Here is a 15,786-nt window from a genome sequence, read left to right as displayed (position 1 = left end):
GGGTTTTACAGAATAATCGCAGGCACATTATTGCTTATCGCGGCCCCAACAATTGAGCAATCTACGCAAGATTCCGATCGAATACCTTAAGCCGGTAACTGATTCATTCACTTATTTATTAAGGTTAAGTGAAGCTAAAACGGTGCCAGCAAGCCACGACTTGCTGGCACATCATCCTAGAATGTGGCATTCACCCCGACGTTCCAGGTCACCTGATGGTAATCGCTGTTACTGGCGACGGTAGACACGCCAGCAAAGGCATTGACCGTATCGCCCAACGGCACATTGGCACCGACCGCCACATCCAGCCAGTTTTTATCCCCAGCCGCCACCGTCCGCTCAAAAGAGGTCTGGGTGGATTTCAAACCCGCGCGTACGGTGGCATCCGTGTCACCAAACTGATGGTTATAACTGACCTGAGCCCACGGATTGACCACCCACTGCCGGCTATCGACGCGCCAGCCAATTGAACCGATCTGTGAGTGAAGCGTTTGATCAGAGAAGCGCATCGAGGTGCTGGTGTTGCCATTTTCCTGATAGCCACCCACGCGACCATAATCCAACGCATAGCTGACTACCGGGCCGGTCGTGATATGGTTCCCCAAGGGTAAGTCCCAGCCGCTTTGTACCCGCATGCCCAGTAATTTACCGCTGCTGTTGCCTTGTTCAGTCCGGGTGGCAGGGCCGATGTTGATGTTACGCTCGATACTGTCGAAATCGAGATCGGCATAATGGAGATCGGCGTTGATCCAGCCTTGATCGAACAAGGTGAGCTGACTGTAGAGCGCCACCAGATTACCGCGCAGCTTGTAGTCATAGTTTGATGAGGGATCCATGCGCTGATTGCTGTTTGAGAACAACAAACCCGTTTGCCAGTTATCGGTCAATTGATAGCCGATCCCCAACGTCAGATTAGTGGTGTTTGCATCACCGTCGCTCCAGTCATCACCTTGATAATCGACGTGCTGCCCGGCATAGCCACCAAACACTGTGAACTGTCCCGCGCTGGCCGGTTGCTGGCGCTGCTGTTGCAAATGCCCATCCAGTGTATTATGCATGTCGCGCGCCATCAGCAGTGTGGATTGCGACAGTGCCGCGACCTGTGCAGGAGCATCGAGAATCGATTGAATATAATCTGCCAGCATAGCGTGCACTGCCGGGCTGGGATGCAGGCGATCGGCAAACAGATACGCTTGTGCGCTACTAAAACCGGCATCAGAGGAGTGGCATTCATCTGCAGAGGTGCCCACCGGACAGGCAATGCCGATGGTGTTGGTCAAACCATAACGTCCCGGGTTTGCGACCACCTCACTAAACAGTCCAGCGATATCCACCCGAACGATATTGCCCTTCAACGCGGCCAACTGGGCCTCTTCCTGCTGGTTGTAGCCATCGGACAAGGCTGTCACCTGAGTACTGAGTGCTTGCCAGGCGTCGTAAAGCTGTTGAGCCAATACGTCACGCGCCGTGGGGTCGCCCAAAATTTGTCCGGCGGCGGCTGTAAAGGCCTCTTTCACCGCCTGTTGACGGGCGGCAGCATCCGGTGTGGCAGCGTTATCGAGCGACTGAAAAGCCGCGACCATGGCTGATGTTCCAAACGTACTCAAGACGATCTGCACCATGTAGGGCGTCAGCCCCAATTGCGGAACATTGGGCACGATGACCGCTCCCGCGCCCGCATCCAGTAGCGTTTTGACCTGGGAAGCCGCAGAAACTGCGCTGTTGCTAATGGTTTCACGTGCGGTGAGCGGATTGGTGACGGCGGCGGCAATATCATTTGCACCGACCCAATGAATGTACAAGCCGTTGCTGTCAGCGCGCCCACCGGTGGATTGCAGATAGGTCGCCAGCTGGTCCTGGGTGTTCAAATCAGGATCCAAAGCAGGTACCGCAACAGCACCACCTTGGGCATAGTTACTGCCCCCTAAATCGGAAGGCAGTAGATTTTCACCCAGATGCGTTGCCAAAATTTCATCGTACAGCGGATGCTGCGCGCCGTCGGCGGTAAAACGCCCAACATTGCCACCGTCGCTCAGGCTATCACCAAAAACCGTTAAGCTGTCCCACGCCTCAGCGTCAGGTGTTGCCAGCAGGGTACTTATGGTCGCTATCGCGACAAGGGAAAGTGCGGATTTGCGTTTTTTCATCATCCACTCCGTGATGAGTCAGACGGTTTGTGCCTGACGCGTAAAAGATGTGACTTGCGCATGACACCGCAGCAACACAAGTCAATAAGGTCGCATCAAGGATGCGAAAAGGACGTTAAGGGGATAACAAGGACGTTTAAGGTGTAGTCAGTCAGGGAAGGTAATACCAGTTTGCATACATAAGATTACTGCGAGTATTTTTAGGAATTTAACCTCGCTCACACTACCGCACGTCTCTCATGAAGGAAGGACTGATCTATAGTTATGGGTTGCCGGGCAAGGATCCGGCAACCGCAATTTGCGCCACATCTCTGGATATGGAGTCAGTAAATGAGTGATTGTAAAGAGCAGCATCACCAACATCATGACCATCAACATGGTGCGCACTGTGGTCATACCGCGATTCGCCATGAAGGACATATCGATTACTTGCACGACGGCCATCTTCATCATCCACACGGAGATCATGTTGATGAACATGTATTACCGGTGAATGCGCACAATCCCGATCAATGCACGCCAGACCACCATTGCAGTGGTCATGAACCAGGACATGTTCATGGGCCCGGATGTGGGCATGAAGCCGTACCGCATGGCGACCATGTGGACTACCTGGTTGATGGGCATCTGCATCATCCACACGGTGATCATTGCGATAACCATGGGCCGGTTGAGATTGTAGAATCCGCTAAGTCGCTGCCCTGATGCTATCCTCAGAGCCGTGGAGCGCCACTCACGGCTCTTATCAGGAAGAGAATGCCCCGTACTGCTGCCACAGCCGTTGCAATTTAACCACCACATCATTAACGACCTGGTGCCTTCTCGCTCCCGGCGCCCACAGTGCCACCAGAGTGATATTGAGTCCCTGATGCCCCACCTCAGTTGGCAAAACTTGCACCTGATGCCATTTCTGCGCCTGAAAATGCGTTGGTAGAAATCCCCAACCTTGCCCCTGCTCCATCAGAGACTGCAGCATGGTTCGCTCGTTCACAAACAGTGACTGTCCCGAAATTTGCAGACGGTGCGTGATTTGTTCATCAGCATGCGCATGCATTACCAATTGCGGTTCCAGGGCGAGGTTTAGCAACGTCAGAGGTGAATCTTGATGAGCGAACAATGCTGTCGCCGCATAAAAGTTCAGTTCAATGGCACCTAACGCGCTCCACTCCATCTCATTACCTAACGAACGATTCACTGCCTGACAAATTGCCAGGTCGGCCTTGCCCGATTTTAGGGCACTCTCAGCTTCGAAACGCGAAGCACACCAGAGACTTAATTGCACCTGCGCCCTGCTGCACTCACTGATGAATGCCTGCAAAAATAACTGCGGGACAAAAGGGTCATACACCAGCGTGATTTGCTGCGTGCGCGACTCCGGCAAGGTCTGCGCGAAAGCTTCAAATGCATGAGCCTGACGCACCAGCAAATGCGCCTGACGATGTAACTGCTCCCCCCTGGATGTCAGCACCAATTTGCGCCCTTCACGCTCAAACAACGAGTAGCCAAGGGCATCCTCCAGGTAATCGATGAGATCGCGCACGGTGGTGCGATCTTTCCTCAGTTTCTCTGCTGCACGGGAAACCGTGCCGAACTCTGCAATCGCCGCAAAGGCTTCAATTTGTGAAAAGGAATAGCGCAGCGCATTCATCTGAAATCCTATGTCTAACATTTGGGGGGGAATTTCCCCCATGGGGTGATTTTAACCTCGCCCCATAGATTTCTATACTCGCCGCACTCTTAACTGCACTACAAAGGCACTTTTCATGCAACGTCACACCGTGATTAAACCCCTGCTGTTTTCTCTCTCACTAGCTGTGAGTAGCTATGCAACTGCTGCGACAGAGTGCGATGGCGTGGCGCTCACGCCCTGTCCTGCCCCCTTTGATCATCAGTTACCTGACCCTCACCAGATGCTGAGCTGGAGTCAAAAAGATCGAGTAGTCGGTTTCCGTAATGATTACCGAAATTATGCGGGAGATGTGTTTCATCATGGGCAAGCGAAGCCACTGGCGCGTGCCAATAACCTGTTAGTTGATGCGCAGTATCAGGTTAATGGCCACACCTATCACCTCGCTGATTACTTAAAACGTGAAAATGTCGCGGGCATGCTGGTGCTGAAAAACGGCAAAGTCGCCTACAAATATTTTGCCGAAGGTAATACCGACACCACCCTGTGGACCTCGCGCTCAGTGGGTAAATCGGTGGTGTCTACACTGGTGGGCATCGCCATCAAGCAGGGAAAAATTCATTCACTGGATGACAACATCACTGTATATGAACCCGAACTGAAGGGAACCGCATGGGATGGCGTAACCCTTAAACAGCTCATCCAGCACACTTCCGGCGTGGCATGGAATGAGGATTACACTAATCCGAACTCTGACTTTGCGCAGTTGACCCAGTGCGAAGCGCAAGCTGGCGCCTATGCCTGTGTGCGTAATATCGTCTCTCATCTGAAACGCGCGCATCCTGCGGGTGAACAGTGGTCTTACTCTTCCGGTGGCGCATGGTTGTTGGGGGATGTGCTGGAACGGGCAACAGGCATGTCATTGGCGGCTTACCTGCAGCAAACCGTATGGCAACCCAATGGCATGGCCAGTGATGGCGTCTGGCATGCTTACCAATCAGGAAAGCATGACGTGGGTGCTCATGGTTTCAACGCCACGCTGGAAGATTGGGGTCGCTTTGGTGAATTTATCCTCAACGAAGGTCGCCTGCCCGATGGTAAGCAAATCTTGCCTGACAATTGGGTGAATGACGCAGCAACATGGACACAGGCAAAAGACTCTGTCAGTGCGGCCCATCCGGAGGGTATTTACGGTTATCAATGGTGGAATAATGCTATCCCCGCCAATGCACAACATGTCGTGCCCACTGCAGCAGAGGGGCTGAAGCACTCACTATGGGCTCTGGGCATTTATGGGCAAATCATTATGGTTAACCGTGCAGAAAACCTGGTCATCGTACAATGGTCAACCTGGCCTCAGGCTGAACCCTCCTTCAGCGCGCAGCCACTCGAAGCGGCTCTGATGTACAGCGCGATTGCGCAACAGTTGCATTAAACAGCATTTATTCGCGCCATACAGGGGTGTGGCGCGATAAATTGCTTGTGGGTATGAGTTTACTTTTCCTCTCATTTGTCGGTTTGGGATTGCCACCCGTACTGGGAAAACTTAAGAATATGACCCACAGTTATCATTCAGGTTTACTGGTGGTGGCGGTGGCACTGATCGCGGGTGGCGTGATTGGCATTATCGCCTCGCGACCACCAAATGATCGGTTGAAAACCCTTGCTTATCCGCAGTCTGGCAAGTGAAACGCTTTTTCATGCATTTTAGTTAAATGTTCTGGAAACCGCGCCGATAATTAAGCTACCTTTATCAAAGCGGACCGTAACCGGTCCGTTTACCACAACATCAGGCAACCAAAACTCAATACACCCAGCCTGCGTACGCGCAGAGAAGCACATCGCAAGAAAAGTGTTCAGCTGAGGAAATTCAGCGGAGCGGCAAACGCTGCACGCATTATGTTCAATGACATAATATCGCCTGAGGTCACACATGTTTGGGGTGAAGAAATCCAGCCTTTCTCTGCCATTTTATAAAAGTGGCGATGTACTCAAAGATATCAATGCAATCAAACAACATGTGGCATGGATTGAGTTTTCGCCCAGCGGTGAAATCCTCAGCGCCAATCCGCAATTCCTTGAGGTGACCGGCTACAACCTGCATGAGATTCAGGGACAGCATCATCGCATTTTCTGCAGCCCGGCCTACAGCCAGTCATCGGAGTACTTTGCTTTCTGGCAGACGCTGGCCTCAGGTGCATCCGTCACCGGAATTTTTGAACGCTTTAATAAACAACGCCAACGTTTCTACCTGAGCGCAACGTACTTCCCGGTGAGCGATGATAAAGGCAAAGTCTATAAGGTGATTAAAGTCGCCAGTGATATCACTGCCCGACATGAAGAACTTGAGCATAAAGAGGCAGTGATCACCGCTCTCGACCGCTCCATGGCCGTCATTGAATTCACGCCCGATGGTCATATTCTGACAGCCAACGCGAATTTCCTGACACACATGGGTTACGAGCTTAAAACGATTGTCGGTCAGCATCATCGCTTGTTCTGTTTCGATAACTTTTATCGGGAAAATCCCGAGTTCTGGCGCAAAATCGCTAAGGGGCAACACTTTGTCGGGCGCTTTGAGCGTAAGACCGCCGCGGGCGAACGTATCTGGCTGGAGGCGAGCTACAATCCGGTGTTTGATGCCGACGGCAAAGTGTACAAGGTGATCAAAATTGCTTCCGATATCACCACGCGGGTTGAAGCGGCAAAACGGGTCGCTGATATTGCCCTCACCACCTCAGAACAAACTTCGCAAATAACGGATAACGCCAACGAAGTGCTGGATGAAACCATCCGCAACTCCGGTCTGGTGGCAGTACAAGTCAATGCCGCCACCGATATTGGCACCCAGTTAAATGCCTCGGCGAAAAGCATCAACGAAGTGGTAGAAACCATCAATCTGATTGCTTCACAAACCAATATCCTGGCGTTAAATGCCGCGATTGAAGCCGCGCGCGCGGGTGAAGCGGGGCGTGGATTTAGTGTGGTAGCGGATGAAGTGCGGCGTCTGGCGGCTTCCACCTCCAGCGCAACCAAAAAGATCACTCAAGTCGTGGAGCACAACGCCATGCTGATTCATCAGATGGAGCAACAGTTAGGCGAAGTGAAACAGTTCGTGGTGACCGAGCAGGATAAAATCAGCGTGCTGTCACGCAGCCTGCGAGAAATAAACAGTGGTGTGCATGAGTTTGTGAATGTCATTCATCGACTGGATGTTTAGGTTATCACCCACCAGCGATGCTCAGGCGGCCTGAAGGCCGCCTTTCACTTTTAACGATGCCACGATCGGTCAGTACCTGGCAGGCTTTTACATCATCTGCGGTTCGCGAATCTCATTACCTTTGGCAAAGCGCGCCAGACTGTAAGGTTCAGCATCCGTAAACAGCGGTTGGTTATTCACCATCTGCGCACACAATAAGCCCGCACCTGGACCGATGCCGAAACCATGGCCACTGAAGCCTGAGGCGATAAACAGGCCCGGCACCGTATCCATCTCATCAATCACTGGCACCAGATCAGGCGTGGTGTCGATCCAGCCCCCCCAGGCATGATCCACTTTGATCCCGGCAAGTTCCGGGTAAAACTGAACCAGCAGTTGCATCGCTTCCTGTACAATCGACGGATCGCCGGCGGGATCGAGCACACGGATCTTTTCAAATGGCGATAAGCTCTGATTCGACCAGGAACCCGCGGCTTCCGGACCATTAAAGAAAGAGCCGTTGATGCGCACTTTGAGTTTTTTGGCAATTTTGCTGCGATACATCGGATAAAATTTGGTGGCATAGCGGATATTTTGCGGAGCCAGGTCGATCTGCCCACGACCGGAGAGTGCCACGGTGTAACTGCCATCCTGACGACGGCGAATACATAAACCGCCCATACTAATACAGCCTTTGATCACTTCAGGTGCGGCTGTGGTTTTAAACGCCGTACCCAAGATATTGGCGCTCGGCAGTTCAACACCGTACTGTTTGCAGAAGCGGGAACTCCAGGCACCGCCACAGCAGATCACCCGGTTCGCTTTCACTAAGCCACGCTCGGTCCATACGCCGGTGACGCGCCCGCCGCTGATATCCAATCCACGCACCGCGCAGTTTTGATGTACTGAAGCACCCAGATTTTTCGCGCCCGCGGCAATGGCCGGGGCGGCCATGGAGGGTTCAGCACGCGCATCGCTCGGTGACCACACGCCGCCCACCCATTGGGCCTGTTCACCAATGCGCTCGCGCGTCTCTTTGCCCGTCAATAAGTGGCTAACAAAGCCGATTTGTTTCGCCTGCTTGCCCCAGGCTTCCCAGCGCGCCACATCCGCTTCACTCAGCGTGCCGTAGGTGATTCCCTGGCGGCTAAAGCCAAGATCGAGTCCGATTTCGCCGCTCAACGCTTCCCAACGCTGCAAACTGCGTATCGCCATCGGCAGCTCATACAGATCGCGATTCTGCTGGCGAACCCAGCCCCAGTTGCGTCCCGACTGCTCACCGCCAATCACGCCTTTTTCAAACAGCGCCACGGAAACGCCCTGCTTTGCCAGTTCATAACTGACGGAAGTACCAATAATCCCGCCGCCGATGACGATGACATCCACCGCGCTGGGGAAAGTTTCACTGTCTGCTACGGTATTCACGTTGATGCGCATGATGTTCAATCCTGACCTTTATAAATGTTGCTCAGAGGAAATATGCATGATCCACAACACAGTCGCGTCACTGGACGTCGGGTTAAAAATGTTGTGCGGGAGATGGCTCTGAAATTGAAAACTGTCACCGGGTGTCAAAAGCACGGTGTCACCTTCAATCTCCAGCGTCAGTTCACCCGCCATCACTAAGCCTGCTTTTTCCCCCTTCCCCATTAACATCTCAGCGGAGTGCACGCCAGCCGGGATATTGATGAACATGAACTGCAAATCATGGTCGCCCGAGGGAGAAAGCATCTGTTTAGAAATGCCCTGTTTACCCACGTTAAAGTGCGGGCGTTCCGCTGCGCGCCGGACATAATGCTCAGCACCACGAGTGTGAGCTTCGGCCTCTTCCAGAAAGGCCGAAAGGGGGACTTTTAAGACCAGACGCAGTTGTTCCAGCACACGCACTGTCGGATTCGTCAGATTGCGTTCGATCTGACTGATCGCGCCAGCGGAGACATTCGCCAGCAGCGCCAATTCAGTAATGGTCATATTCCGCGCCTTGCGCACACGTTTTACGCGGGAGCCGATATCCGCTTCCTGCGCGCCTGACTCCCCTTTGATGATCGATTCTTTTTTCATCGGCTGAATTCCATTCGCATCCCTGTCAGCTGTGCTTAAGGGTGTCATCAATCAGGGCATGCCCCATTTGGTTTTAATCGTCTGCAACGTGCCATCCTCTTTCATGCTGGTTAACGCGCTATTGATCTGCGCCATTAACGCATCGTTGCCTTTCTTCACGCCAAACGCCATGGGGGAAACATGCTCCGGTTTATAACCGTCCACTACATGCATGCCTTTTAGTCCACCGGCTTTTTCCTGCGCTTTTAGTATCGGATAGTCATTTAATCCGGCCGCCACGCGACCCAGTGACAAATCTCGCGTCATATCCGCAGGGCTGTCGTAGACCTTCACTTCTTTCGCAATACCGCTGGCCATCAGGCTTTGGGTATAATCGGTACCGGCCATGGTGCCTACCACTTCACCCTTAAGATCCTGCCAGGAGTTATACGCTTTTTTATTGTCATCCCGCACGATCAATCCCGCGCCAAAAGCCGTCACCGGTTGAGAGAACGTAATACGTTTCGCGCGCTCTTCAGTCGGTGTCATTCCCGCCACTATCATGTCAATCTTTCCGGCAATAACAGATTGTATCAGCGTGGAAAAAGGGATTGCGCTGTATTGGATGTCCAAATGCTCACGTTTAGCCACTTCTGCGGCCACATCCGGCATAAAACCCTCAATCTTGCCCGTTTGGGTATTGAGAAAGGTAGTGGGTGCACTCGATGGCGGTGAACCCGCGGTTAACACCGCTGCACTGGCATTGAAACTCAACGCAGCCGTGAGGCCGAGGATCATCAACGGGGAACGAATGGCAAACATGGCTCACTCCTGGGTGCAATGAAAGGGATAATGCTCTTTTTCACTATAATGAAAATTGCACACCTGCTGTCAACGATTTATTTAATGAAAATGCGCCAACTCACAAATTAACAATAAAGCCTTTGATTTCACTAAATATCACACCTATAGCTTGTTCGTATGAGCGTAATAAGTAAATGCTATCTCTGTCATGAGAGTAAAGATTGACAGCGATTTGCTATCAACGATATTCATTATAATGAATTTATCGCCTGATTTTAGGGTGACACTACAAGCCAGGAGAACAAAATGGACTGGAGCAGCATCCACCAGTATCTGCCCTTTTTATTGAAAGGGGCTGAAATGACGATCTATATCACCCTTTTGTCTCTGATAATCAGTACGCCATTGGGGTTGATTTTTGCCGCAGCCAAAATGTGTCCGTGGAAAATCATTTCATGGCCGATCGCCACCATCATTAATATCACGCGCGGTCTGCCGATGATTGTGGTGCTGTTTTATATCTACTTTGTCTTCCCGGATATTGGCATCACCCTCACCTCGTTTCAGGCCAGTGTTATTGGTATCGCCTTTTGCTTTTCCACTTACATCGCAGAAATATTTCGTTCCGGCATTGAATCGGTTGATCGCGGGCAGCTTGAAGCCGCGCGATCAATGGGCATGAGTTATGGCAAAGCCATGCGCCGCGTGGTGCTGCCTCAGGCTTTCCATGTTGCCTTACCCCCGTTCAGCAATACGCTCGTGATGATGCTCAAGGACTCTGCGCTTGCCTCGACCATTGCGGTGACGGAAATGACACGTCAGGGCCAGCTGATTGCTGCCTCAACCTTCGATAACACCACGGTGTACACGCTGGTGGCACTGCTGTATCTGGTGCTTTGCCTGCCGCTGCTGGCACTCACCAAGAAGCTGGAAAAACGTCAGATGAAAGGGGCTTAAGATGATTGAAATTCATGAGGTACACAAAAAATTCGGCCCCATTGAGGTGCTGAAAGGCGTGAGTTTCAAGGTCAGCGAAGGCGAAGTGGTTTGCCTGATTGGCCCTTCGGGTTCAGGTAAATCAACCATACTGCGCTGCATCAACGGCCTTGAAACCTATGAAGGCGGCGATATCACCGTACTGGGCCAGCGCGTCAACAACAAGCACAAGAGCATTAACGACCTGCGGCGTCAGATTGGCATGGTGTTTCAGCGTTTCAACCTTTTCCCGCATCGCAGCGTGCTGGAAAACGTGATGGAGGGTCCGATTCACGTCAACGGTGAATCTCGCAACGTGGCGGAAAAGCGCGCCAAAGACTTACTGGCAATGGTAGGTCTGGCTGAGAAAATCAACGCATGGCCAGCCCAGTTATCTGGCGGACAGCAACAGCGCGTGGCGATTGCCCGCACGCTGGCCCTTCAGCCCAAAGCGATCTTATTTGATGAGCCCACCTCCGCGCTTGATCCCGAATTAGTGGGTGAAGTGCTGCAGGTCATGCGCAATCTCGCCCGTGAAGGGATGACCATGATCGTGGTCACCCATGAGATGCAGTTCGCGCGTGAAGTGGCCGATCGCGTCTGCTTCCTGCACAGCGGACAGATTGTAGAACAAGGTCCCGCTGACAACCTGTTACTGCGACCACAAGAAGCGCGCACGCAAGATTTCCTGCGCCGTGTTCTGGGTAACACCGTTGCGCAGCCCTGCTCATGCTGCCAAACGCTGAGTTAGGCGGCGCTCTCACCCCCTTTCAAAGTGCAGGCAGGCGTCGCCTGGAACCGACTCAGATGACTGATCGGGGGTGAATGGACGCCGCCCCCCACTTGCAGCGTGAAGCATGGTGAGGAAACAAAAGTTTCTGCCAAAGCCGTGCGAATAATCATTCAAATATGTTATTCGCACGGCAATAAGTCCCCTCAGGTTTTACTGCAATCGCTTAATCTGAATTGAGTTTTTCCCCAATGCACTTTGCCATTGTGGTGAGTGCTATTTGTCACTGCTTACAGGAAAAGGAACTGATGAAGGTGCAAAAAATTGAACAGCCAGCGTTAATTGAAACAATGGAACCCTGGGGCAGCGTGGAAGGCTTACCGGGCAGCGGCACTATTGCCCTTTCCGGTATCCAGAAAGTGATTCCCGGCAAAGAAGATATCGATACGGGCATATTTGAATGCGCAGCAGGTTCCTATCGTCGCTCAGTGAAACAGGCTGAAATTATGCATTTTCTTAACGGCACAGGTTCATTTACTCCTGATGGCGAAGCAACCCTAAATTTTAAACCGGGTGATTCCTTTTTCTTCGAAGCCAATACTGAAGGGACCTGGGTAATTGAAAACACGATGCGTAAACTGTATGTGATTTTTGATGCCAGCTAATTTATTTCCGCATTTATAAATGGCGCGTTAATTCGCGCCTTTTTTATATCCTCGCTGTGACATCCCGGTGCATATTTTTTCGCCTTGCACCAGTAAAACTCAGATCTCCTGCTTATTACTGCCCAGAAATGTCAATTAAATCAGGCATAAAAATAATGGCACGCGCCTTGCTATGAAATTGGTAGAGATGTTGGACCAATTAAGGCCGCGCTATGCAATCTCCTTTTGAGCTTCAACCGATAACCACACCGCGCAGTGACACGCTGATTCTTGATGCACTCACGCGTTTTATGGCGCAATCCGGCGCGCAGCCGGGGAGTCGCTTACCGCCTGAACGCGAGCTGGCGGAAAAACTCGGGGTGAGCCGCAACACCGTGCGTGAGGCGTTAAAACGCTGGGAAGCACTGGGCATCATTCTGCGTAAGAAAGGCAGCGGCACGTTTTTGCAGGCAGATGTCGGCATCAACGACAGCTTTCTCTCGCTGCGATTCAAAAATGACTCCGCCAATATGCTGCACGCGCTGGAGGTCCGTCGCATTATCGAATCAGAATCCTGTGTGCTCGCTGCACAGCGTGCAAGCGCCGAAGACCTGCTGGAAATCGAACAGCGATTGATTGAAATGGAGCGCGTGCATCTGGCGGTCGGCTCAGCCGGTGCCGAAGACTGGGCGTTTCACACCAGCATTTATCGCGCTTCAGGCAACCCCCTTCTGCTGCAAATGCTCAACGGCATCTACGACAGCATGCACGCCTTTTTTGAATCGCCACCGGAGCAGGCACTGTTTGCCGACTCCTTCCCGTTACACCGCGATCTCTTCAATGCCATTTGCCAGCGGGATGGTGAAGCCGCGCGCGCCATTTGCCATCAAATTCTCGATATCACTGAACGCGACATGAAGGATGTCATCAATGCCAAACGATAAACCGGTCTCGCAACAAACACTTTTGTCCCATGATTTACGCCATGAAAAAGGCGCGGTCACCCCGCCGATCTACCAATCGTCACTGTTCACCTTCAGCGATTACGATAGCATGATTGCCCGCTTCCGTGGCGAAAGCGATCAACCGCTCTATTCGCGCGTCGATAATCCCACGGTCCGAGCGCTGCAGGAGAAAGTTGCCGCACTGGAAGGGGGCGAGGCTTGCCTGGCGTTCGGCAGCGGCATGGCCGCCATCAGCAATGCCATTCTCAGCGTGCTGCAACCCGGCGCAAAAGTGGTGTGTGTTAATCACGTCTATCCCGATACGTATCGCTTCCTGCGTGGCTTCTGCCAGCGTTTTGGTATCACCACCGAGTTCGTCGATGGTGATGATGAAGAGGCAATTCGTGCCGCGCTGCCGGGTGCCAGCCTGCTCTACCTGGAAAGTCCGGTGAGTTGGGTGATGAGCGAGTTGGACCTGAATAAACTGGCCACGCTGGCGCGTGATGCTGGTGCGGTCACCATTATCGATAACAGCTGGGCGTCGCCGATTTTCCAGCAGCCGTTACTGTGTGGGATCGACATCGTGGTGCACTCGGCATCGAAATACATCAGCGGGCACAGTGATGTGGTGGCCGGCCTGGTCATTGCCAGTCAACAGCACATCGGCTATATCTCACGCCACATCAGCCCCTTCCTCGGCGGCAAGCTATCGGCGCATGAAGCCTCATTGCTGATCCGTGGTCTGCGCACGCTCCCCCTGCGCATGAAGCAGCATCACCAAAGCGGCATGGAACTGGCACAAAAGCTGAGTGCCCATCCACAGGTTACGGCAGTGTGCCATCCCGGTTTGTCCCCCAAATCCTGGTCATCGCTGCGCGGCTACAGTGGCCTGTTTGCGTTTGAAGTGACCGAACAAATCGATATCCCCGCCTTCTGCAACGCCTTGCACTATTTCCATATGGGGGTGAGTTGGGGTGGATTCGAAAGTCTGGTGATGCCCGCCATCTCAGTCATCAATCAAGCCAGCGAATTTAACTCAGCCGTTGATTTCGGCGTCTCGCCACGTTTGATCCGCATCTCGATTGGTCTGGAAGAGACCGAAGACCTCTGGAACGACCTGCAACAGGCGCTGGCTACCGCAACCCGCGCATAATCACTCACTCCCAGGAGAAGCTGCAATGACGACTCGTTTTGCGATTAACGCACTGGTTTTAGCCATTGGATTGGGTTCAGCACTCAGCAGTATGGCGGCAAAATTAACCGTGGTGGAAGTGATTACCAGCCCGCCCCGCACTGAACTGCTGCAGAAGATGCTGACCGAATACAAAACCCAGCATCCCGGCACGGAAATTGAGTTGATCTCACTGCCGTGGGGTCAGGCGTTTGAGAAATTAGGCACCATGCTGCAAAGCGGACAAGTGCCCGATGTGGTGGAAATGCCCGATACCTGGCAAGGGCTGTATGCCAGCAACAACATGCTGGAGGATCTGGAACCGCGCCTGAAAAGTTGGGATGGCACCGCCCAGTTAACCGATAAAACGCTGGCGATGGCGCGTGCCGCCAATGGCAAAGCCACCATGATCCCTTACGGCTTCTACCTGCGCGCCCTGTTCTGGAATAAGAAACTCTTCCAGCAGGCCGGATTGAGCGAGCCGCCAAAAACCATGGATGAGTTTGCCAGCGATGCTAAACGCATCAGCCAGTTGGGTAACGGCATCAGCGGCTACTGTATGCGCGGCGGCGTCGGCGGCACCAACGCCTGGATGATGTTTATGGCGGCAATGAACGGCTCACCGGATTTCTTCGATAAATCCGGCAACAGTACTCTGACTCAGCCAGGGGCGATCAAAGGGGCGCAGTTGCTGGTCGACATGTACAAACAAGGCGGCGCGCCAAAAGACAGTGTGAACTGGGGCTTTAACGAAATCGTCTCCGGTTTCTATTCCGGCAAGTGCGCCATGCTCGATCAGGACCCCGATGCGCTGATTGCGATTAAAAACAGCATGGCCGCCGATGATTTTGCCGTTGCACCGATGCCTGTCGGACCGTCGGGTAAAGCTTTCCCTACCATTGGTTATACCGGCTGGGCGATGTTTAAACAGGGCAAACAAAAAGATCTCGCCTGGCCACTCATCACCTTCCTGAGTAATAAGACCAACAACCTCGCATGGGCAAAATTTGTTGGCACCCTGCCGATTTATAAAGGCGCAGAGCAAGATCCTTTCTATCAAACACCGCAGTTTGCCGGCTGGTTTAAAGAGTTAAACGATCCTAACTATGTGCCGTTGACCATGCCGACACACCTGAAAGGCTGGGGTTACTTCAACTCGGTGGTCGTGAAAGAGAGTAGCCAGGAAACCCTGCTGGGCGAAAACGACACCGAAGACATGGTGAAAGACTGGGCTAAATATCTGACCAAAGAACAGAAAAGCTGGCTCGCCACGCAGTAATCACCGATCGCGTGGAGAACAATGATGATGCTAGAAACTTCACTTGATGCCCGCTCGCCGCGCTCACGCTACTCGCGCTGGCTGCGGCTGGCTGAGCCGTGGTTTTATCTTTCGCCGGGACTGTTGCTGATCGCCTTGTTTATTTTTGTGCCGATGGCGATCGGCATTTCCTACGCGTTTCAGAGCATGAATCTGCTCAATCCGATGGATAGCGGGTGGGTGCTGT

General features: G+C 52.7%; 14 protein-coding genes and 2 pseudogenes. 11 read left to right on the top strand and 5 right to left on the bottom strand.

Annotation, left to right across the window (positions count from 1 at the left end; translation table 11 throughout):
* Positions 1-176: 176 nt before the first annotated feature.
* Positions 177-2,147, bottom strand: coding sequence for an autotransporter domain-containing protein (locus JK231_RS14825; RefSeq protein WP_211728915.1), 1,971 nt, complete (start codon positions 2,145-2,147; stop codon positions 177-179).
* Between the two features lie 330 nt (positions 2,148-2,477).
* Here JK231_RS14825 and JK231_RS14820 point away from each other — a divergent pair, with 330 nt between their 5' ends.
* A complete protein-coding gene (locus JK231_RS14820) occupies positions 2,478-2,852 on the top strand; it encodes a hypothetical protein (RefSeq protein WP_211728914.1) in 375 nt (124 codons plus the stop codon).
* Positions 2,853-2,892: 40 nt separating this feature from the next.
* Here JK231_RS14820 and JK231_RS14815 read toward each other — a convergent pair whose 3' ends face one another.
* On the bottom strand, positions 2,893-3,795 hold the full coding sequence (locus tag JK231_RS14815; protein WP_211729046.1) for a LysR family transcriptional regulator: 903 nt from the start codon (positions 3,793-3,795) through the stop codon (positions 2,893-2,895).
* 115 nt (positions 3,796-3,910) lie between these two features.
* On the opposite strand from JK231_RS14815, the gene JK231_RS14810 reads away from it, so the two are divergent.
* From JK231_RS14810 to JK231_RS14800, 3 genes and pseudogenes are all read left to right on the top strand, one after another.
* Positions 3,911-5,209 (top strand): serine hydrolase, encoded by a 1,299-nt coding sequence (locus tag JK231_RS14810; protein WP_211728913.1) that lies wholly within the window; start codon positions 3,911-3,913, stop codon positions 5,207-5,209.
* A gap of 71 nt (positions 5,210-5,280) precedes the next feature.
* Positions 5,281-5,463 (top strand): annotated as a pseudogene (locus tag JK231_RS14805) (MFS transporter); the annotation flags it as partial.
* Between the two features lie 244 nt (positions 5,464-5,707).
* Positions 5,708-6,994 (top strand): PAS domain-containing methyl-accepting chemotaxis protein, encoded by a 1,287-nt coding sequence (locus JK231_RS14800; RefSeq protein WP_160833823.1) that lies wholly within the window; start codon positions 5,708-5,710, stop codon positions 6,992-6,994.
* 87 nt (positions 6,995-7,081) lie between these two features.
* On the opposite strand, the gene JK231_RS14795 is transcribed toward JK231_RS14800, so the two are convergent.
* The 3 genes from JK231_RS14795 to JK231_RS14785 are packed head-to-tail and all read right to left on the bottom strand — an operon-like array spanning position 7,082 to position 9,835.
* Entirely contained in the window at positions 7,082-8,410 is a 1,329-nt protein-coding gene (locus JK231_RS14795; protein ID WP_097117885.1) for an FAD-binding oxidoreductase, read from the bottom strand.
* Positions 8,411-8,428: 18 nt separating this feature from the next.
* Entirely contained in the window at positions 8,429-9,034 is a 606-nt protein-coding gene (locus tag JK231_RS14790) for a cupin domain-containing protein (RefSeq protein WP_211728912.1), read from the bottom strand.
* Positions 9,035-9,085: 51 nt separating this feature from the next.
* Positions 9,086-9,835 (bottom strand): transporter substrate-binding domain-containing protein, encoded by a 750-nt coding sequence (locus JK231_RS14785; RefSeq protein WP_097117883.1) that lies wholly within the window; start codon positions 9,833-9,835, stop codon positions 9,086-9,088.
* A 288-nt stretch (positions 9,836-10,123) separates the two neighbouring features.
* Here JK231_RS14785 and JK231_RS14780 point away from each other — a divergent pair, with 288 nt between their 5' ends.
* The 7 genes and pseudogenes from JK231_RS14780 to JK231_RS14750 form a co-directional block, all read left to right on the top strand.
* A complete protein-coding gene (locus JK231_RS14780; RefSeq protein ID WP_058961056.1) occupies positions 10,124-10,774 on the top strand; it encodes an amino acid ABC transporter permease in 651 nt (216 codons plus the stop codon).
* Position 10,775: 1 nt separating this feature from the next.
* On the top strand, positions 10,776-11,543 hold the full coding sequence (locus tag JK231_RS14775) for an amino acid ABC transporter ATP-binding protein (RefSeq protein ID WP_034829813.1): 768 nt from the start codon (positions 10,776-10,778) through the stop codon (positions 11,541-11,543).
* 287 nt (positions 11,544-11,830) lie between these two features.
* Positions 11,831-12,187: a cupin domain-containing protein gene (locus JK231_RS14770; protein WP_045815471.1), complete on the top strand. Its 357-nt coding sequence runs from the start codon at positions 11,831-11,833 to the stop codon at positions 12,185-12,187.
* A gap of 212 nt (positions 12,188-12,399) precedes the next feature.
* Positions 12,400-13,110, top strand: a complete 711-nt coding sequence (locus JK231_RS14765; RefSeq protein WP_058961058.1) for a FadR/GntR family transcriptional regulator — start codon at positions 12,400-12,402, stop codon at positions 13,108-13,110.
* Positions 13,097-14,263, top strand: a complete 1,167-nt coding sequence (locus JK231_RS14760) for a PLP-dependent transferase (RefSeq protein ID WP_211728911.1) — start codon at positions 13,097-13,099, stop codon at positions 14,261-14,263. Before JK231_RS14765 ends, JK231_RS14760 begins: the two co-directional genes overlap by 14 nt.
* 25 nt (positions 14,264-14,288) lie before the next feature.
* A complete protein-coding gene (locus JK231_RS14755; protein ID WP_211728910.1) occupies positions 14,289-15,560 on the top strand; it encodes a sugar ABC transporter substrate-binding protein in 1,272 nt (423 codons plus the stop codon).
* Positions 15,561-15,584: 24 nt separating this feature from the next.
* A pseudogene (locus JK231_RS14750) lies at positions 15,585-15,786 on the top strand (sugar ABC transporter permease); the annotation flags it as partial.

Source organism: Pantoea sp. JGM49, assembly GCF_018257655.1.
GTDB classification, from domain to species: Bacteria; Pseudomonadota; Gammaproteobacteria; order Enterobacterales; family Enterobacteriaceae; genus Pantoea; species Pantoea communis.
Note: the sequence above shows the minus strand (reverse complement) of the source record. Positions and strands in the feature narration are given on the sequence as shown.

Bases quoted from the DNA above. Each gene is read 5' to 3' on its own strand.
- JK231_RS14825 (WP_211728915.1), bottom strand. From the start codon at position 2,147: ATGAAAAAACGCAAATCCGCACTTTCCCTTGTCGCGATAGCGACCATA.
- JK231_RS14820 (WP_211728914.1), top strand. From the start codon at position 2,478: ATGAGTGATTGTAAAGAGCAGCATCACCAACATCATGACCATCAACAT.
- JK231_RS14815 (WP_211729046.1), bottom strand. From the start codon at position 3,795: ATGAATGCGCTGCGCTATTCCTTTTCACAAATTGAAGCCTTTGCGGCG.
- JK231_RS14810 (WP_211728913.1), top strand. From the start codon at position 3,911: ATGCAACGTCACACCGTGATTAAACCCCTGCTGTTTTCTCTCTCACTA.
- JK231_RS14800 (WP_160833823.1), top strand. From the start codon at position 5,708: ATGTTTGGGGTGAAGAAATCCAGCCTTTCTCTGCCATTTTATAAAAGT.
- JK231_RS14795 (WP_097117885.1), bottom strand. From the start codon at position 8,410: ATGCGCATCAACGTGAATACCGTAGCAGACAGTGAAACTTTCCCCAGC.
- JK231_RS14790 (WP_211728912.1), bottom strand. From the start codon at position 9,034: ATGAAAAAAGAATCGATCATCAAAGGGGAGTCAGGCGCGCAGGAAGCG.
- JK231_RS14785 (WP_097117883.1), bottom strand. From the start codon at position 9,835: ATGTTTGCCATTCGTTCCCCGTTGATGATCCTCGGCCTCACGGCTGCG.
- JK231_RS14780 (WP_058961056.1), top strand. From the start codon at position 10,124: ATGGACTGGAGCAGCATCCACCAGTATCTGCCCTTTTTATTGAAAGGG.
- JK231_RS14775 (WP_034829813.1), top strand. From the start codon at position 10,776: ATGATTGAAATTCATGAGGTACACAAAAAATTCGGCCCCATTGAGGTG.
- JK231_RS14770 (WP_045815471.1), top strand. From the start codon at position 11,831: ATGAAGGTGCAAAAAATTGAACAGCCAGCGTTAATTGAAACAATGGAA.
- JK231_RS14765 (WP_058961058.1), top strand. From the start codon at position 12,400: ATGCAATCTCCTTTTGAGCTTCAACCGATAACCACACCGCGCAGTGAC.
- JK231_RS14760 (WP_211728911.1), top strand. From the start codon at position 13,097: ATGCCAAACGATAAACCGGTCTCGCAACAAACACTTTTGTCCCATGAT.
- JK231_RS14755 (WP_211728910.1), top strand. From the start codon at position 14,289: ATGACGACTCGTTTTGCGATTAACGCACTGGTTTTAGCCATTGGATTG.